A 17,445-nucleotide genomic window follows, 5' to 3' on the forward strand; every position below is an offset into this window, starting at 1 on the left:
GAAACGGCGGGCCGCACGGATGTCCGCGCGGCCCGCCGTTCTGCACTTCCCGATCAGCTCTGTTCGAACACCACGTCCACCCAGTAGTTGCCGCCGTTGTACGTGGTCGACGGGAATCCCGATCCCGCCTGGAACACGCCGTTGGCGGTCCCCGCGCTGAGCGGCGAGCTGGTCACGGCCGATGCCGAGAAGTACCCGGTGTCGAGCGCGTACCTGCCCGTTGTCGTGGTGTACGACGCGACGTAGGTGACGCCGGCGGTGACGTCCATCGGGGTGGTGAACGTCAGCGTCTGCCAGCCGGTCTCCGTCTCGTTGGAGAACGTGCCGGTTGCCAGCCGAGTCCCGTCGGCGGTCCAGAGGGATCCGGTGTGGGTGCCGGTGTTGGCCGCGCCCTTGTAGAACTTCACGCCGGTGATCCGGCCGTTGGCCGAGGACGTGAACCTGACACCCAGCTCGTAGGCGCCGCTGTCAGCAGTCGCCGTGACAGTCGGAACTGTTGCAGTGCTGAACAATGAGCACGGACATGCCTGCGTCGATGTGGTGGTGAACGACCAAGTGATCGCCGCGGGCATCAGGTTCCCGTACGCGTCTGCGATCCGCAGACTTGCCGTATAGCGCGCCCCCGCCGCCAACCTCGCGGATGGAGCCCACGTGATGGTGCGCTGGTCGCCGGACAGCGACAGCGTGCCGGAGAGTTTCGCCCCACCGGGATCGGTCAGGGAGAACTGCGCGCTACCCAGCTCAACAGGTTCGTTGAACGACACCGATACGGTGCTCGTCAGCCCGACCGCGGTCGCACCGTCCAACGGGGTGCGGCTCTGTACCACCGGGGCGTCGTTGTCCGCGTTCGGCTGGTAGACGACGTCGACCCAGTAGTTGCCGGAGCCGTACGTCATCGTCGGGAAGCCAGAGCCCGGCACGAACACACCGTTCTGCTCCTGCGGTGCCGTCAGCGGTGTCGAGTTGACCGGACCGGTGGCGAAGTACCCGCCGTTCACCGCGTAGCGGCCCGCGGTGGTCGTGTACGACGCGGTGTAGGTCTGGCCCGCGCTTACGATCACCGGCTGCGCGAATGTCAGCGTCTGCCAGCCGGTCGCGGTCTCACTGCTGAATGTACCGGTTGCGAGACGCGTGCCGGAGGCGTTCCACAGGGAGCCGGTGTGGGTGCCGGTGTTGCCCGCACCCTTGTAGAACTTCACGCCGGTGATCTGGCCGGACTGCGTCGGCGAGAACCGGACACCGAGCTCGTAGGCGCCGCCGTCGTCCGTGGACGCCACGGCGGGCACGGTCGCTGTGCTGAACAGCGAACACGGACATGTTGGCGTCGTCGTGGTGGTGAAGCCCCACTCCGCCGGCGCGGCCAGCGCGATGCCGTTCGCGTCGGCGATGCCCACGTGCGCCAGGTAGCGCGTGCCCGGTGCGAGCTTGCCCGCAGGTGTCCAGGTCACCGTCTTCTGGTCGGCCGAGAGCGACACCGAACCGGTCAGCTTGCCGCCCCTGGGATCGGTCGCCCAGATCTGCGCCGAGGCCGGGTCGACCGGTTCGCTGAACGTTGCCGTCAACGGCGCTGTGAGCGAGACGTTCGTCGCGTCGACGCCCGGCATGCGGTTGGTCAGCGTCGGCGGCGTGGTGTCGCCGTTGAGGCCGTTGCGGTAGATGACGTCGACCCAGTAGTTCGTCGCGTTGTACGACGAGCTCGGGAAGCCGCCGCCGCTGCCGTAGCGGTAGACGCCGTTGCCGCCGTCCGTGCCGTTCTGCAAGGCGTGCAGGGACTTGTAGTCCGCGCCCTGGCCGTTGAAGTAGCCGGAGCTGACCGAGTATCGGCCGTTCGGCGCGTAGTACGACACGACGTAGGTGGTGTTCGCCTGAACCGCGACCGGCGAGGAGAACATCAGCTTCTGCCATCCGGAAGTGGTTTCCGCTGTGAACGTGCCTTGTGCCAGGAGCTGGCCCGTGGAGGTCCACAGCGAGCCGGTGTGGGTGCCGGTGTTGCCGGTGCCCTTGTAGAACCGGACGCCGAGGACCTCGCCCTTGCCGTCGAAGCGAACCTTGGTCCCCACCTCGACCTGGTTGGTGTCACCGGAGTCCATTGTGGCCGGCCCGGCGAAGTCGTCCCAGACGGTGCACGGGCACGCCGCCGGACGTGGTGATCCTGTGGTGAACGTCCAGTTCGTCTGCGCTGACATGTTGTTCGACACGTCGGCGGCTTTGAGCGCCGCCGTGTAGGTGGTCGCGGCTGTCAGCGGCACCGACGGTGTGAACGTGACTGTTCGCGTGTCCGCGGACAACGACATCGTGCCGGACACCGCGCCGCTCGGGCCGGTCACCGTGAACTGCGCGCCGGTGAGCGTCACCGCTTCGTCGAACATGCCCGACACCGTCGTGGTGAGTGCGACCGAACCGGCGTTGGCGACGGGCGAGCTGGCCGTCTGGACCGGTGCGCGGGTGTCCGGGCCGGGGTCCGGCGCCCAGACCACGTCGACCCAGTAGTTGGTGTCACCGAAGGTGTTGCTGGGGAAGCCCGAGCCGAACTTGAAGACGCCGTTGGGCCCGTCCACACCGGACTCCAAGCCGGTCAGCGGCTCCAGGTATTTTTTCTTGCGGAAGAAGTACTCGGTGTCGTACGAGAAGCGCCCTGTCGGGGCGAAGTAGGAGGCGATGTAGGTGGTGTTCGCCTGCACTGCGATCGGTGACGGGAACAGCAACGTCTGCCAGCCTGTCGCGGTCTCGTTGACGAACGTGCCGGTGGCCAGCGGCTCACCGCTGCTCGACCAGAGCGTGCCGGTGTGCGTGCCGGTGTTGCCTTCGCCCTTGTAGAACCGCACACCCCGCACGTAACCCGAGGTGCCGCTGCGGAACTTCATACCGAGCTCGAGCGCCGAGCTGTCGTTCGCCGAAACCACCTTCGGCAGGTCAGTACCGCTGAAGACACCGCACGGACACGTCCTGGACGACACACCAGGCGTTGCGGAAACCGGCGCGGAGAGGTTCGCCGAGTCGTCGACCGCGCGGACCCTCAACTGCGCCGGGCCCGACTGCGCGGGCGTGTAGGTGTAGCTCCACGTCGTCTGCCCGGCTTGCCACGTCGCCGGATGCCAGCGATTGCCGCCGTCGGTGGACACTTCGACACCGGCCACCTGGCCCGCTGCGTCGATCACCGTGCCGGAGAACGTGTACGGCTGCCCGACCGTGGACTGTGCGGGCACCGTGCTGATCGTCACGCCGGGCGGCGCGGTGTCGCTGCTCGTCGTCGCCGCGGTCAGGCCGGCTTGCAGCGTAGATGGGAACACGCCCATGTCCGCCAGGAAGTTGATCGTGGCCTGCTTCATCCGGACGTCGGCGGTCGGTGTGTTGGTGCGGAAGGCGTGCTCGTCGTCCACGCCCCATGCCCACTGCACGGTGCCTGCGGCGAACACCAGCGAACCACTGGGGTGTCGGTAGTAGGTGATCGCGTGTGTCTTGACCTCGGAGCCGTACTCGTCGCCGTGGTTCTTCAACACGTAGTAACCCTGCAGGTCGACCACGGTGCGCGACAGCTGCGCCACACCCGGAGGCTGGAACCCGTTGTCCTCCACGGTGTTCCATTCGTAACCCAGCGTGCCTGGCTCGAAGGTGTACGTGGTGCCCGCGGTCATGTTCTGCAGACCGGTGTGCCGCCAGAGCCGCATCTTGCCGTACGCGGCCGGCACCTGCAGCGAGTCGTCGCGGCGGCCGTTGACGGTGAAGAGGTTGCCCAGCAATGCGTTCTCGGGCCGGCCGCCGTCCTGGGGCGGACTGAAGCGCGGGTCGCGCCAAGTGCCGGTCCAGTCGTTCAGGCCGTCGTTCTGGGTGCCCTTGGTCTCCTTGAAAGCTGCGACAGTCCGCCAGTCGGTCTGGGAGGAGTCGATGCTCTTCTCCCACCGGTGCTTCCAGAAGATCTCATTGCCTGTCAGGAACGCGAGGTTCACGCCGGCGTCGCGAGCGGACTCGACGTTGGCGCGCTGCTCGTTCGACCAGTACTCCGGGTGCCCGACCGGCATGAACACCTTGTGGTTCTTGATGAGCTGGCCGCGGCGAGCCGTGTCGACCTCAGTCGTGTAGCTCACGTCGTACCCGTTCGCCTCCAGGAAGCGCAGCATCGGGTACTCGGCGTTGAAGATGAAGTTCTCGTCACCGTCACCGCCGGTGTACGGACGGTTGTAGCTCACCTTGTACGACGAGCCGCCCTGACCAGGGCCGTCACCGAAGTACAGGCTGTTGCCGCCGTACCGGTTGTACGCGACCCAGGTGGCGTCCGACGTCTGCAAGAAGATCTTCGAGCGTGAGGTGTCGTCACGAACGACGAACACGATCTCGTTCTGCGCGCCGGTGTCATTGCGCCGGGTACGCGCGTAATAGATGCCTGAGACCGCGTCGGACGGCACGTTCCAGCTCACCGAGACAGCCCAGTTACCGCAGTCGATGAGCGCTGTTGGCGCGTCCCGCAGACAGGCCGGCTGGTTCTGCGCGGTGTTGCGGCTGACCTGGCCCATGTGTCGCGCACCCACGCCCGCGTACCAACCCAGGCGGTAGATGTCGACCGTGTACGACGACGCCGTGGTCAGCATCTTGAAGTCGACGCGACCGCCGGGCGTGACGCTGATGTCGGTGGTGTAGCCGAGGATCGAGTCGTCCCGCGAGGAGACCTGCCAGTCCGGCGTGCCGGGTTTGGTGTTCTCGCACAGAACCTTGTTGGACACCGGCGCATCGCACGGAGCCGCTAACGCCATCGGTGCGGACGCGACCACGAACGGCATGGCCACGCCCGCACCGACCACAAGGGACAGCATCATGCGGGAAAGACGTCTCAGCAGCGGAAGGGGTCTGGCCTTCGGCGCCGTCATGCTGTCCACCTCTCGGTAACCGATCACTCTGTGCGACATCGCGGCTACTAGACCCCGTAGTAGTTGCTCGTCGCATCGAAGGTCGGTTCCACGCAGGGTTGCGTTACAGACACCGGGAAAGCTGCAGGAAACAAACTCGGCGGCTGTGCTCGAGGCCACGCATCGCAGCCGCTTCTTCACCGCGACTGCTGTGATCACCAGCAGCCGACGGGACCGGTCCATCTGATCCAATGCAACCGTCACAGGCTGCAGAGAGCTGTCCAGGGGCTTCGCGGGGGGCCTGCCGACCGGCTCAACAAGGGCATGGACCACCTGCGGTTCTCGGCGCCGGGGACTGCGGGCACCCGAATCCGCACGACAGCCGAGCTGGTGTCGGTCACGCCGCGAATCCGCGGCTTCACCGAGATCGTCTTCGGCGTCAGCGTCGAGGTCGAGAACACGGGCAAGGTGGCGTTGACCGCGCAGGTGCGCGCGTTCGCGCACGTCGCTGAATCGGACGAATCGACCGTCTGATGTGTGCCCCTGTCACAATGGTGCCCACGTGCGGCGACCGGGGTGGACAGGGGAGGCTGATGGCGGGCGACACCTGGAGTGGTGGGTTCGGCGTCATCCGGCCGGGGTGGCAGCTCTACCTCGGCGCGGTCGGTCATGCGGCCGAGCACGCCCACCACGCGATCCAGATCGTCGTCGCCGACGGCCAGATCGAGCTCCAGGACGGTGAGGGCCGGCGGCAGCGCTGCCGGTCCGCCGTGATTCCGGCGAACGAACCGCACGCCATCGTCGAGGGCAACCCGCGCACGGTGATGCTCTACCTCGAACCGGAGAGCACCACCGGCCGGGAGCTCGTCGCCAACGGCGTCTCGTCGTCGGTGGCGGAGTGGGCTGATGCGGCTCGTACGTTGACGCCCGCATTGCTCAGCCGTGACGACCAGGAGCCGGAAGCGCTGGTGTGCCGGATCTTCGGTGCGCTCGGCGTGGACTGCCGGGTCGTGACCGGTGTCGTCGGCCATCCGGTGCTGGAGGACGCGATCCAGTACCTGCCGACGATCATCAGCGGTCCGGTGTCGCTGGCCGAGGTGAGCGCCGCCGTGGGCATCTCTGACAGCCGCCTGCGGCACCTGTTCGCGTCCGAGATCGGCCTGTCGTTCCGCCGGTACGTGCTGTGGCTGCGGCTGCAGCGCGCTGTTGAATCGGTGCTCGGTGGTTCCACGCTGACCGAGGCCGCGCACACCGCGGGTTTCACCGACTCCGCACACCTCACCAACGTCACCCGCCGCACCTTCGGACTCGCACCGTCCCTGCTCGCCAGGGCGGTGTCGCCGCATCCTCCGAGCGAGGACTGCGAGAAGGTGACCGTGGGATGCATGGACGTCCCCGAACGGCATAACCGCACCCGTTAGTGCGCGTACCCCAGGTGGGTATAGCCGTTTCTTACAAGTCTCGGGACGGGCCGCGCCCGCAGACTTCTGTCATCGGGTGACGTTCGCCCGCTCGCAGGAGTTTCACCGAGGAGTGAGCAACACATGACAGCGGACCAGAAGGAGCGGGAGGCGCCGCCCGGCATCAGCAAGGGGGCTAAGCGCTCACTGCTGGAACGCATCGGACACGGCGTCTTCCGGCGCCGGATCCTGGTGCTGGTCGCCGTGGTCGTCGCGATCGGACTCGCGCTGCCGTTCGGATCGGACGTGACGGAACGCCTGTCCGAAGGCGGGATCACCGCGACCAACGCGGAGGCGACCCGCGCCGACAACATCCTGAACAAGGACTTCAAGGCAGGAGCACCACATCTGGTGTTCCTCGTGAAGACGCCGGGCTCCGTCGAGGACCCCGCCGCGGTCAAGTTCGGCACGGAGCTCACGGACCGGCTCGCCAAGGAATCCGGTGTGGTGCAGGCGGAGTCGTTCTGGAGCCTGAACGGTGCGCCGCCACTTCGCGGTGAGGACAGCAAGTCCGCGATGGTGCTCGTCCGGCTCGCCGGCGACGAGAACGAGGTCAGCAAGGCGACCACGCGCATCGTGCCGAACATCGTCGGCAAGCGCGACGGGTTCACCGTCGAGGCAACGGGTGTCGCGCAGGTCAGGGCCGAGGTCAACACCCAGAGCGACGAGGACCTGGTGCGGGCCGAGCTCATCGCCGCGCCGCTCACGTTGCTGATCCTGCTGCTGGTGTTCCGCGGTGTCATCGCCGCGCTGACGCCGCTCGCGGTGGGTGGCCTGGCGGTGGTCGGCGCGCTCGTCATGTTGAAGGTGTTCAACATGATGGTGCCGGTGTCGGTGTTCGCCGTGAACATCACCATCGCGCTCGGGCTCGGTCTCGCCATCGACTACAGCCTCTTCATCCTCACGAGATTCCGAGAGGAGCTGGCGAGCGGATCCGATGTGAAGGAAGCGATCGGCACAACGGTGCGTACCGCCGGCCGCACAGTCGTCTTCTCCGCGTTGACCGTCGCGGTGTCGATGTCGTCGCTGTTGTTGTTCCCCATGAACTTCCTGCGCTCGTTCGCCTACGCCGGCATCTCCGTCGTGGCGCTGGCGGCGCTGGGCGCGGTGGTCGTACTGCCCGCCCTGCTGTCGGTGCTGGGACGCAAGGTCGACGCGCTGAGCCTGCATGGCCTGTTCCGGTCACGCAAGAAGGCGGCGCAGACCGACGGCAGTGGTGGCTTCTGGCACCGCTGGTCGTTGATCGTGATGAAGCGGCCGCTGCCGTTCTTCCTGATCGTGACGGCGCTGCTGCTCGTCGTGGGATCGCCGTTCCTGGGCGCGAAGTTCGGCGAGTCGGACGACCGCGTGCTGCCGCCCGACGCGCCCGCACACGTTGCCGCGCAGTACATCCGCGACAACTACGCGAGCAAGGAGGACTCGCCGCTCACCGTGGTGCTGCCGGGCGTGCCCGCGCAGGCCGACTCCACGAAGATCGGCGACTACGCCACCAAGCTCTCCCAGATCAGCGGCGTCACCAGGGTCGACGCCGCCACTGGTTCCTACATCAAGGGCGAGCAGGTCGCACCGCCGGACCCGAGTTCGGCGAGGTTCGACGCGCAGGTGGGCACCTGGGTGTCGATCATCTCCGAGCCCGAGCCGTACTCGCCGCAGGGCGGTGACCTGGTGGCGAAGGTACGAGATCTGCCGTCGCCGTCCACCGACCGGTTGGTCGGCGGTCAGGCCGCGCAACTGGTGGACGCGCGGGTCAACGTCGGCGGTGCGTTGCCGTGGGTGTTGCTGTTCATCGCGGTGACCACGTTCATCCTGCTGTTCCTGTTCACCGGCAGCCTGCTGATCCCGTTGCAGGCCATCTTCATGAACCTGCTCAGCCTCACCGCCACGTTCGGAGCGATGGTCTTCATCTTCCAAGAGGGCCACCTGCGCTGGTTGGTCGGCGACTTCATCGTCACGGACAACGTCAACATCCGAATGCCGATCCTGATGTTCTGCGTGGCGTTCGGTGTGTCGATGGACTACCAGGTGTTCATGTTGTCCCGCATCAAGGAGCACCACGAGCTCACCGGTGACAACGTGGCCTCGGTCGCGTGGGGCCTCGAGCGGGTCGGCAGGCTCGTGACGGCGGCCGCGGTGATCGTCGCGGTGGTGCTGTTCGCCTTCGCGACCTCGGGGCTGACTCCGGTCAAGCTGCTCGGTGTCGGGCTCGCGATCGCGGTGATCGTGGACGCAACACTGATCAGAGGTGCGCTCATGCCCGCGCTGATGCGCATGTGCGGCGACGGCAACTGGTGGTTGCCGGGATGGCTCCGCGCCTTCCACAACAAGTTCGGCTTGTCGGAAGCGCGGTAGCGGAACCGGGGCCGGCTCTCTCCTTCCCCCAAGGACCTCTGAGGGAGCCGGCCGCTGTCGAAGATTCCCTGACCGCGACTTGGAAGACCCGCCTCGCCCAGCTGTTGAGCCACGATCGGCGAAGCTGTTCGGCCAGTCGGTCAGTGGTCGATCGGCTTGCGAGCGACGAGTCGTTCCACGACGCCTAGCTTGAACCGTTGCCGCAGTTCCACTTCTAGGCCGCGGTCCTGAACGAGGTGCAGCGGTCGACGCAGAAAATGCTCTCCTGCCATCGGAATCGTGATGCGCTCCACCAGCCACTGCACACCACGCGCAAGGCGTGCCGAGCTGGCGACGTGGTCGACGAGGATCAGCCGCCCACCGGGGCGCAGCACCCGCACCATCTCATCGACCGCTGTCTCGTGATCGGGTATGGCGCACAAGCCCAAGGTGCACAAAACGGTGTCGAACGAGGCGTCGACGAACGGCAATGCGTGAGCAGTCCCTTGCCGCAGTGCCACTTCGCGGCCTACGTCCTGTGCTCGCGATCGGGCCAGATCGAGCATCTGCTTGCTGATGTCCAGGCCGGTGATGACAACGTCGTCGGCGTAGAAGGGTAAGTTCAGCCCGGTACCCACGGCGACCTCGAGGATCTCGCCGGTCGCGCGCGAACATGCCCACCTGCGAGAGTCACCGAAAACCCTGCGATCCAGGACGCCGATCTCTTTGTCGTAGTTCGCGGACTTGCGGTCCCAATACCGCTGCCAACGGGTTGTCCGATCATCGGTCTGCGCCATGGTTCGCCCCAAGTTCGTCCACCGCTCGCCGTCCTCTCCAGACAAGCACGACCGCTGCCTCCGGCGCATCGGGGACAACCCCGGCTTCCGGTCAGATTCGGTGTGGGTCTACCTGTGCTTGACCCACGGCCAGAGCACCAATCGCGCCGAGCACGAGGAACGGGCCCGTCGCACCGGTGGAACCGGAGCCTGGGTGCGGGTGACCTGCGGAGCGGTCTGCTGCAGTAGCGCGGTGTCGTCCACGACCGGCACGTCCAGCAGTTCAACGACGCCTGAGCTTCGTCAGCATGGCGCGGTAGGCTGCGGTCTCCTCGTCGTCGAGGTCGGCAGGCAGCGTTCGGAAGGTGCCGAGTTGGTCGTGGTGTTGCCACTGCACCAGGAGCACGACCTGGGCTGCCACGAGGGCGAGTTCGCCGACGACCAACGAGATCACCCCGGCCAGTCGCTGGTCGGCCAGCAGATCGACCTGCCACCCCAGGACGAGCGTGCGGTAGTAGTTCGAGGCGATCACCGTGTTCGTGCTCATCAGGATCACGGCGAACACGCCGTGGAACGGCATGACCGCGAACACCAGGCCCAGCCGGCCGAGGTGCGGCAGCCGCCCAGGTGACGGGTCCGCGCCCACGACGACCCAGTAGAACAGGTAGCCGCTCACGAGAACGACCAGGCTGAGCGCCATCCGCGACCAGTGCTCGGACATCACCGGCTCAAAGACCCCGCCGAAGTACAGCAGGTAGTAGCTGACGACGAACACGACAGTCGCGACGATCGGATGGCACAGTGTCCGGGCCAGCCGCGAGTCGAGAACCCAGACGAGCAGCTTACGAGGACCTCCCGCCTCAGTGAGTGCCCGCAAGGCCAGAGTGACGGGCGCGCCGAGAACGAGCAGCAACGGCGCGATCATGTTGAGCGCCATGTGCATCACCATGTGCACGCTGAAGCTGGCAGGTGCGTACGCACCAACGCCGGACGATGTCGCCATGACCCCTACGGCGCACCCTGCCAGCCACGTCGCTGTGCGGTGCGCTGGCCAGCGTTCGCCACGTGCGCGCAACCGCTGCAGGCCAAGCACATACCCGGCGGCAGCGATGAGGAAGCCGATGCCCAGCAGGAGGTCCAGCCGCCAGGCGAGGAGCAGGTTCAGCGCACCCGGCGGGTCGGGCAGTTGGTAGCCGAGTGCGACCTGGAGCGGGCTGAGATCGGCTCCTGGCAGGGCCGGCGGCACCGGCTGGGTCATGCCCGCCGACACCCCGACCGTGACCAGCATGAGCACGGTCTCGGCCACAACAAGGGCGACAAATCCTCGTTTGCGGCGGGCCAGCGTGGCGAGGACGCCGAGCAACGCGAACACGGCCACCTTGGTGAGCGTTGCCCGGCCGTACTCGGTGGTGAGCAGTTGCGAGGGGGTGACCAGCGTGAACGCGGCGACGACACCCGAGGACGCCACCGCGAGCCAGCACCAGAACGCGAAGCGCCGATAACGCCTGATCGCGATGCCCGGCCGGCCGGTGCCCCGACGCACGTGCAGCACCAGGCAGACCAGCACACCGAGCCACAGTGCCGCGGTGACGACGTGGATGATCAGGCTGTTCATGGCCACGTCGTGCGCCAGACCCGCTGAGCCGTGACCCACCACGACCGGTGGCAGCAGACCCATCACAGCGACCACAGCGAGACCGGCAGCCGGCCGCCACCTCAGTACGCGGTGGCAGCACAGAGCGACTACGAGCGCCACCAGTGCCGAGACGAGCCAGGCGATCGGTTCGCTCAGCACGGAGACCACCACCGCGAGGCCCTCGGGGCTCAGCACCGCCGTCACCGGCACGCCGGTCGACTCGGCGCCGTCGAACGGCACCAGGAGTGCGGCCGCGGCGAACCACACCCACGCGGCCCAGCCACCCAACCGGACCGCGCTCCAGCCATCGGCGGTCAGGGCACCGGAATCCTTGGGAGGAACGAAGAATGCCGCGTAGCACAGCGCACCGGCACAGAGCGCGGCCGCCAGGTCGGCCACGAACCGCAGCACATACGTGCCGATCTTCGTGACGGTTCCTGGATCGGGGAGGCCCATGGCCGCGTACGCGTCGGCGTTGCCGGACACGAGCGCAACGACGAGCACCAGTCCGACAGCTGTTCCTCCGGCCAGCCACGCCACAGGTCGCCCGCCGCGGCGGGAGGTCGAGATCGTCACCGGGACCGCTTCCGTGGGCTCGTTCGTTCGGAATCGCGCTGAGGCCCAAGCAGTTCAGCCGACTTGTCGCCTTCTTCGAGGAGCCACCACGGGGTGACCGTGGCCGACTCGCCGTGCGCGCGGTCGAGCTGCCGGTCCATCCGGCGCGCTTCCCGTTCGTCGGAGCGGTACCACTGGCGCAGGAACGCGCCGACGAGCACGGCCGCCGCCACATCGCCGAATCCCCAGAGGACACCGCCGCCGATCTGCTGGTCCGCCAGGGGAGTGGGACCCCACGACCGGCGGCCGGCACCGACGTAGAAGTCGCTGACCAGCGTCGCCATCATCATGATCGGGATGCCGAGCAGGATGTGCACCGGCCCGAGGCCGACGACCATGACGAACCGGAAGACGAACGGCGGCCGGTGCGGCACCGGGTCCACGCCCAGCAGCGACCAGTAGAATAGGAACCCCGCCAGCACGAAGTGCACGTGGGAGAGGTCGTGCGCCCACACGTTGGTGAGCGACCAGTCGTAGAGCGGCGTGTAGTAGAAGACGAACTGGCTGACTGAGAACAGCAGGAACGTGATGGCGGGGTGCGCGAGGAAGCGTGCCGGGGCGCTGTGCACCACCGCGAGAAGCAGCGCGCGGCCGCGTTTGGGCAGGGTGCGCATCGCCAGCCGCATCGGCGCTCCGAGGACCAGAGGTACCGGCGCGATCATCTGCAGAAGCATGTGCTGGATCGCGGGCACGCTGAAGAGGACACGGTCGTAGACGCCGAGCGCCGAGGACGTCGCGACGAAGATGATGGCGAGCCCGACGAACCAGTAGACGACGCGGCTGCGTTCCCAGGTGTCACCCCGGCGGCGCAGCACTCTCACGCCCCACAGGTACAGGGCTCCCGCGGCGATGATCGGCAGCACCATCGCCGGATCCAGCGTCCAGCTGGTGAACATCCTCGCGACCGTCAGCGGTGGCAGGTTCACGTCGGGCATGGTCGCCAGTGCGGCACCGGACACCGTGGTCACGTCCTGTCGTTCTGCTGCGCCGGACTGGGCGTGAACCGCCGCAGGCGCATGCTGTTGGACACCACGAACAGTGACGACATTGCCATCGCCGCGCCGGCGACGAGCGGGTTGAGCAGTCCCGCCGCGGCGAGAGGAATCGCCGCGACGTTGTAGCCGAACGCCCAGAACAGGTTCCCGCGGATGGTCCGCAGCGTCGCGCGGGCGAGTTTGATCGCGTCAGGCACTGCCGTGACGTCCTCGCGCACCAGGATGAGATCCGCGGCATCGATCGCGACGTCAGTGCCGGCCCCGATCGCCATACCCAGGTCGGCGGTGGCGAGGGCGGGAGCATCGTTCACCCCGTCGCCGACGACGGCGACCGCGTGTCCCTCCGCCCTCAGCCTGCGCACTTCCTCCGCCTTGTCACCCGGCAGGACTCCTGCGACGACGCGTTCGACGCCGATCTCCTCGGCGACCGCGCGGGCCGTGGTCTCGTTGTCCCCGGTGAGCAGCACCGTGCGCAGACCGAGCTCGTGCAGTTCGGCGACCGCTTGCCGCGCGTCGGCCCGCACCGCGTCGCGGAGGCCGAGCAGACCGGCGAACTCCTCGTCCCGGCTGACCACCACCGTGGTCCGGCCGCGGCGTTCCCACTCGCCGCGCAGTTCGTCGAGCGCCGCGGGCAGTGCGCAACCGTGGTCGGTGAACAACTTCGCGCGTCCCGCCCGCACCTCGTGGCCGTCCACGGTCCCCGAGGCACCCAGGCCGGGTTCGTCGCGGAAACCGGAGACCGGCGGCAGGGAGCCGACCTCCGCGCGGGCGGCGGAGACAATCGCCACCGCGATCGGGTGCGTGGAGACCTGTTCGAGTGCGCCCACCAGCCGCAGCAACTCGGTGCGTTCGACACCGTCAGCGCAGTGCACGTCAACCAACGACATCGTGCCTGTCGTGACCGTGCCCGTCTTGTCGAGCACGACCGTGTCGATGGTTCGCGTCGACTCGAGCGCCGGATAGCCCTTGATGAACAGACCCAGCCGTGCTGCCCGGCCGGAGGCGACCATCAACGCCATCGGGGTCGCGAGGCCGAGCGCACACGGGCACGCGATCACCAATACCGCGAGCGCGGCGGCGAACGACCGCTCGACGGAGCCGTCGATCAGGAGCCACCCGGCGAGCGTGAGGACCGCCAACGCCAGCACCGCGGGTACGAAATAGCCGGACGCCCGGTCCGCTACGCGCTGCACCGGTGCCTCTCCGGTCTGCGCGTCCGCTACCAGCCGTTCCATCGCGGCCAACTGGGTGTCCCGGCCGACCTTCGTGGCCTTGACCAGCAGCGTGCCGTTGAGGACGACGGTGCCGCCGATGACGTCCGCGCCCGCGGCGGCTTCCACCGGCACCGACTCGCCGGTCATGGTGCTCATGTCGACGGCAGCGCGTCCGTCGACCACCACACCGTCGCTGGCGATCCTCTCACCGGACCGGACGATGAACCGCCGGCCAACCTGGAGGTGGTCGACGGGAACGATGTGGTGAGAGCCGTCGTCGAGCACGAGAACGACTTCCTCGGCCCGCAACGCGGCCAGTTCACGCAACGCGCCACCAGCCCGCCACCGTGCTTTGGCCTCGAAGTAGCGGCCAGCGAGCACGAACGCTGTCAGGCCTGCCGCTACCTCCAGGTAGATCGCGCCTTCCGGCCGAAGCAACAACCGCAACCCGGAGACACCCTCGGGCGATGCCGTCGCGAAGAACATCGAGTAGCACGACCACACCGTCGCCGCGATGATCCCGAGCGACACGAGGGTGTCCATCGAGGTGGCGCCCCGCCCGGCATTGCGCGCGGCGACGCGGTGGAACGGCGCCGCCGCCCAGCCCACCACCGGTGCCGCGAGCGCGAGAAGCAACCACTGCCAGCCGGGGAACCGCCAGCCGGGCAGGACGGTGAAGGTGATCGACAGATCGGCCAGCGGGACGAACAGCACCACTGCGACCACGAGCCTGCGCCACAGGTCGCGGGCGTGTTCTGCCTCGTTGCGGCGCTCGGGCTTCGGTTCCGCCAGCCGCACGACCTCGGCTCCGTACCCGGCCTGGACGACCGCCTCGACGAGTGCCTCATCGGTCACATCGCTGGTCACGGTCACCTTCGCCCGGCCGGTGGCGAAGTTGACGGTCGCGGCCACACCGGAGAGCTTGTTCAGCTTGCGCGACGTCCTGGCCGCGCAAGCCGCGCAGGTCATGCCGGACACGAACAGCTCGACATCTCGCCGGTTCCTCGCAGCCTCCCCCTGACCGGGATCAGCTGTGCCGGTGGGAACGAGCCCGGATTCGACCATGTGAGAGTCTCGCTTCGCAGAGTCCGCTCTAAAACTATGGCCAATAGTAGAGAGTGTGTGCGGCCTGTGCCCGCGCGGGCACTGAGTCAATGGGCCACGGGCACGGGGCGCACTGCTGTTCGCCGCCGTTGGCTCGGTGTTGTACGAGACGGGCGATCGACTCGCCGCGCCGCGCCGCCGGAACTGGCTGGCATGCCGGTGACGATCGTGTCGAGCTGCAGACACTTCTTGTTCCGGTTCACTCTGCCGGGTACACCTGAAGTTCGGATCGAGGTCGAGGGTGTCTTCTCGCACTAGCCTCGTCCGCCATGGGTTCTGGCAGGTTGTGGAGTGCGGCAGGGCTGGCTTTAGTGATCACCGCGGCATTGGTGTCGCAGGCTCAGGCAAGTGAGCAGCCTCTGCTGCCTGACCTTCGCCAAGCACCGGTCGGATGCCCTGGTGGCTATGGCGGAGATCCCGCGCTTTGTCGGGACTGGGACGTCTGCATGGTCACCGACGCCGCGGCACCCAACGGCGACTGCGTGACTTCCGGCGCCATCCGGGCGGCTCGGCTGCGGTTCACCACCGCCGAGGACAACGTCGGCGAAGGCCCCTTGCTGCTCTACGGCCGACGACCGAACCAGAGTTCCACCGACATGGAAGTGCGCCAAGCCTTCCAAACTGGACGAGGCGGGCCGATTCCCGGCTCGTACGACGAAGCCGAGCGCGCCACCGCCACGTCGATGTACTACGAGCCCGCCCGAATGCACAGGCACTGGCACCTCATGGGATTCGCGCGGATGCAGCTGCGGACTCCAGGGGGCGAGACCGTTGTCGCCGACCGCAAGAACGGGTTCTGCCTCGGCGACCGCTACCGCACCGCCGATGCCGACACGTTGCCCGGCGCGGTGCGCGACACCGCCAGCCCGGAAGGCCAGCTCGCGCAACGCCTCGAGAAGAGCCGCTGCGGATACCGCGATCCACGCGCCACCGAGATGTTCGAGGGCATCTCCGTCGGCAGCGGCGACGACTACCGCTTCAACGTCGACTTCCAGTGGCTCGACCTCACCAACGTCCCGTCCGGCACCTACGACGTGGTAAACACGGTCAACTCCGACCGCACCCTTGTCGAGTCCAGTTACGACAACAACTCCTCCTCGATCTCGATCTCCGTCCAATGGCCAAATGGCGCCGCCGCCCCTCCGTCGGTGATCACGGAGGCTCCTGCCGTGACGCTGCTCAGGAGCTGTTCAGGACGGGAGCGTTGCACGGCTGCGACGAAGGTGGGAGCAGGTTCTGTCGCCAGGCAGGACGACCGTGGCCTGGACCAGGTGCCGGACGCGCCATTGACGAGATCCGCTGTGCGCGGCCGCAGCGGGCCCATCCGGACACCGGGTCCGGCCACCGGGAGGAATGGGTGTAGCTCGGTGACCTCCGCGCTGGGCTGCTGCTGTTGCGGCAATGCGAACGCTCCCTGAGCATTGAATCCGCGCGTCGTGCCGGGAATTCCAGGCTCTGACCTTGAACGAGGCGGTCGCGACATCCGTAGACATTGAGGAGACCGTCTGCCGCAGGAGAGGAGCCCCGGTGTCACGGAGAGGTGCGGCCGCGCTGGCGTTGCTTCTGCTGACAGGTGCCTGCGCGACGAACCCTGACGGCACTTCACCCAGTCTGATCGGACCTGCTGGACCGGCAGCCGACGGAGAGACGTCGCCTGAGTACAGGATGGGAGTTCAGGTTGTGCAGACGCCGAACCTCGGCGAGATCCTCGTGGACCACAATCAGAACACCATCTACCGGTACGAAAAGGATGCAACGAATCCACCGAAGTCCAATTGCGTCGAGCCCGACTGCACGCTGAAGTGGACGCCTCTGCTGACGGCCGAGGTGGAAACCACGAACGGTATCGACGCCGTGCTTCTCGGCATGACGGAGCGCCCCAACGGCCTCAGGCAGGTGACGCTCAATGGGCACCCGTTGTACCGCTACGTCGAGGACGAAAAAGCCGGCGACGCGTTCGGTGACGGCCTTGATGGAGTCTGGTTCGCGGTGACGGCCACAGGCGAGAAAGCCCGCGGCTAAGCCCTGTTGTTCCACGAAGTTGACGCGGTGTCCGACGGCATGACATCGGCATTGCGACAACAGATCTCGGGCCACCCTCAGTTCATGTCGTGAGGGCTCCCCAACGCACAACCAGCGAGCGAATTGGGCGGACAGGAGCACTACGGACACGCCTTGGTCGTTCGCGGCGCGCTCCTGTAAGCATTCCGCGAGCATCGGGATCACGCCGACCTGTATGGGCGGCTGCTGCGCCGCTGTTGCCCTATCCGAGGCGGCTCGGTCGTAGCGATCCATCCAGTAGCGAAGCGTGTTCTGGCTTTCGGGTAGTTGATTCAAGCGCTGGTGGGCGCGGCTGATGTTGAAGCAGCCTAGGGCAAACGACCCGACCGTCGTCTGCCGAGACACGGTCAGCTCAGAGGCCTGGTTCTGGCTCCACCCTTGCGCACCTCGCTTATAACCCAGGTCGTTGTCCATT

General features: G+C 67.2%; 10 protein-coding genes. 5 read left to right on the plus strand and 5 right to left on the minus strand.

What is annotated here, in order from left to right:
* Nucleotides 1-53 precede the first annotated feature (53 nt).
* The gene (locus SK854_RS14015) at nucleotides 54-4,862 is read right to left on the minus strand and encodes a DUF4082 domain-containing protein (protein WP_319975507.1); all 4,809 of its coding nucleotides are present in this window, start codon (nucleotides 4,860-4,862) and stop codon (nucleotides 54-56) included.
* Nucleotides 4,863-5,165: 303 nt separating this feature from the next.
* Here SK854_RS14015 and SK854_RS14020 point away from each other — a divergent pair, with 303 nt between their 5' ends.
* The 3 genes from SK854_RS14020 (at nucleotide 5,166) to SK854_RS14030 (ending at nucleotide 8,650) form a co-directional block, all read left to right on the plus strand.
* Nucleotides 5,166-5,375 carry a hotdog family protein gene (locus SK854_RS14020; protein ID WP_319975508.1) on the plus strand — a complete coding sequence of 70 codons (210 nt, stop codon included), beginning with the start codon at nucleotides 5,166-5,168 and terminating at the stop codon, nucleotides 5,373-5,375.
* A gap of 59 nt (nucleotides 5,376-5,434) precedes the next feature.
* On the plus strand, nucleotides 5,435-6,262 hold the full coding sequence (locus SK854_RS14025) for a helix-turn-helix transcriptional regulator (protein WP_319975509.1): 828 nt from the start codon (nucleotides 5,435-5,437) through the stop codon (nucleotides 6,260-6,262).
* Nucleotides 6,263-6,385: 123 nt separating this feature from the next.
* The gene (locus SK854_RS14030) at nucleotides 6,386-8,650 is read left to right on the plus strand and encodes an MMPL family transporter (RefSeq protein WP_319975510.1); all 2,265 of its coding nucleotides are present in this window, start codon (nucleotides 6,386-6,388) and stop codon (nucleotides 8,648-8,650) included.
* A gap of 140 nt (nucleotides 8,651-8,790) precedes the next feature.
* On the opposite strand, the gene SK854_RS14035 is transcribed toward SK854_RS14030, so the two are convergent.
* From SK854_RS14035 to SK854_RS14050, 4 genes are all read right to left on the minus strand, one after another.
* A complete protein-coding gene (locus SK854_RS14035) occupies nucleotides 8,791-9,426 on the minus strand; it encodes a class I SAM-dependent methyltransferase (RefSeq protein ID WP_090012019.1) in 636 nt (211 codons plus the stop codon).
* A gap of 262 nt (nucleotides 9,427-9,688) precedes the next feature.
* On the minus strand, nucleotides 9,689-11,617 hold the full coding sequence (locus tag SK854_RS14040; RefSeq protein ID WP_319975511.1) for a cytochrome c oxidase assembly protein: 1,929 nt from the start codon (nucleotides 11,615-11,617) through the stop codon (nucleotides 9,689-9,691).
* A complete protein-coding gene (locus SK854_RS14045) occupies nucleotides 11,614-12,624 on the minus strand; it encodes a cytochrome c oxidase assembly protein (RefSeq protein WP_319975512.1) in 1,011 nt (336 codons plus the stop codon). The genes SK854_RS14040 and SK854_RS14045 overlap by 4 nt, the downstream gene beginning before the upstream one ends.
* On the minus strand, nucleotides 12,621-14,930 hold the full coding sequence (locus tag SK854_RS14050) for a heavy metal translocating P-type ATPase (protein WP_319975513.1): 2,310 nt from the start codon (nucleotides 14,928-14,930) through the stop codon (nucleotides 12,621-12,623). The genes SK854_RS14045 and SK854_RS14050 overlap by 4 nt, the downstream gene beginning before the upstream one ends.
* Nucleotides 14,931-15,415: 485 nt before the next feature.
* On the opposite strand from SK854_RS14050, the gene SK854_RS14055 reads away from it, so the two are divergent.
* Nucleotides 15,416-16,387, plus strand: coding sequence for a lysyl oxidase family protein (locus SK854_RS14055; RefSeq protein WP_319975514.1), 972 nt, complete (start codon nucleotides 15,416-15,418; stop codon nucleotides 16,385-16,387).
* Between the two features lie 43 nt (nucleotides 16,388-16,430).
* Entirely contained in the window at nucleotides 16,431-16,991 is a 561-nt protein-coding gene (locus tag SK854_RS14060; protein ID WP_319975515.1) for a COG4315 family predicted lipoprotein, read from the plus strand.
* Nucleotides 16,992-17,445 lie beyond the last annotated feature (454 nt).

This window comes from Lentzea sokolovensis, from assembly GCF_033949975.1.
GTDB classification, from domain to species: Bacteria; Actinomycetota; Actinomycetes; order Mycobacteriales; family Pseudonocardiaceae; genus Lentzea; species Lentzea sokolovensis.

Excerpts from the sequence above, each read along its gene's own strand:
- SK854_RS14015 (WP_319975507.1), bottom strand. The coding sequence starts at position 4,862 with ATGACGGCGCCGAAGGCCAGACCCCTTCCGCTGCTGAGACGTCTTTCC.
- SK854_RS14020 (WP_319975508.1), top strand. The coding sequence starts at position 5,166 with ATGGACCACCTGCGGTTCTCGGCGCCGGGGACTGCGGGCACCCGAATC.
- SK854_RS14025 (WP_319975509.1), top strand. The coding sequence starts at position 5,435 with ATGGCGGGCGACACCTGGAGTGGTGGGTTCGGCGTCATCCGGCCGGGG.
- SK854_RS14030 (WP_319975510.1), top strand. The coding sequence starts at position 6,386 with ATGACAGCGGACCAGAAGGAGCGGGAGGCGCCGCCCGGCATCAGCAAG.
- SK854_RS14035 (WP_090012019.1), bottom strand. The coding sequence starts at position 9,426 with ATGGCGCAGACCGATGATCGGACAACCCGTTGGCAGCGGTATTGGGAC.
- SK854_RS14050 (WP_319975513.1), bottom strand. The coding sequence starts at position 14,930 with ATGGTCGAATCCGGGCTCGTTCCCACCGGCACAGCTGATCCCGGTCAG.
- SK854_RS14055 (WP_319975514.1), top strand. The coding sequence starts at position 15,416 with ATGGTCACCGACGCCGCGGCACCCAACGGCGACTGCGTGACTTCCGGC.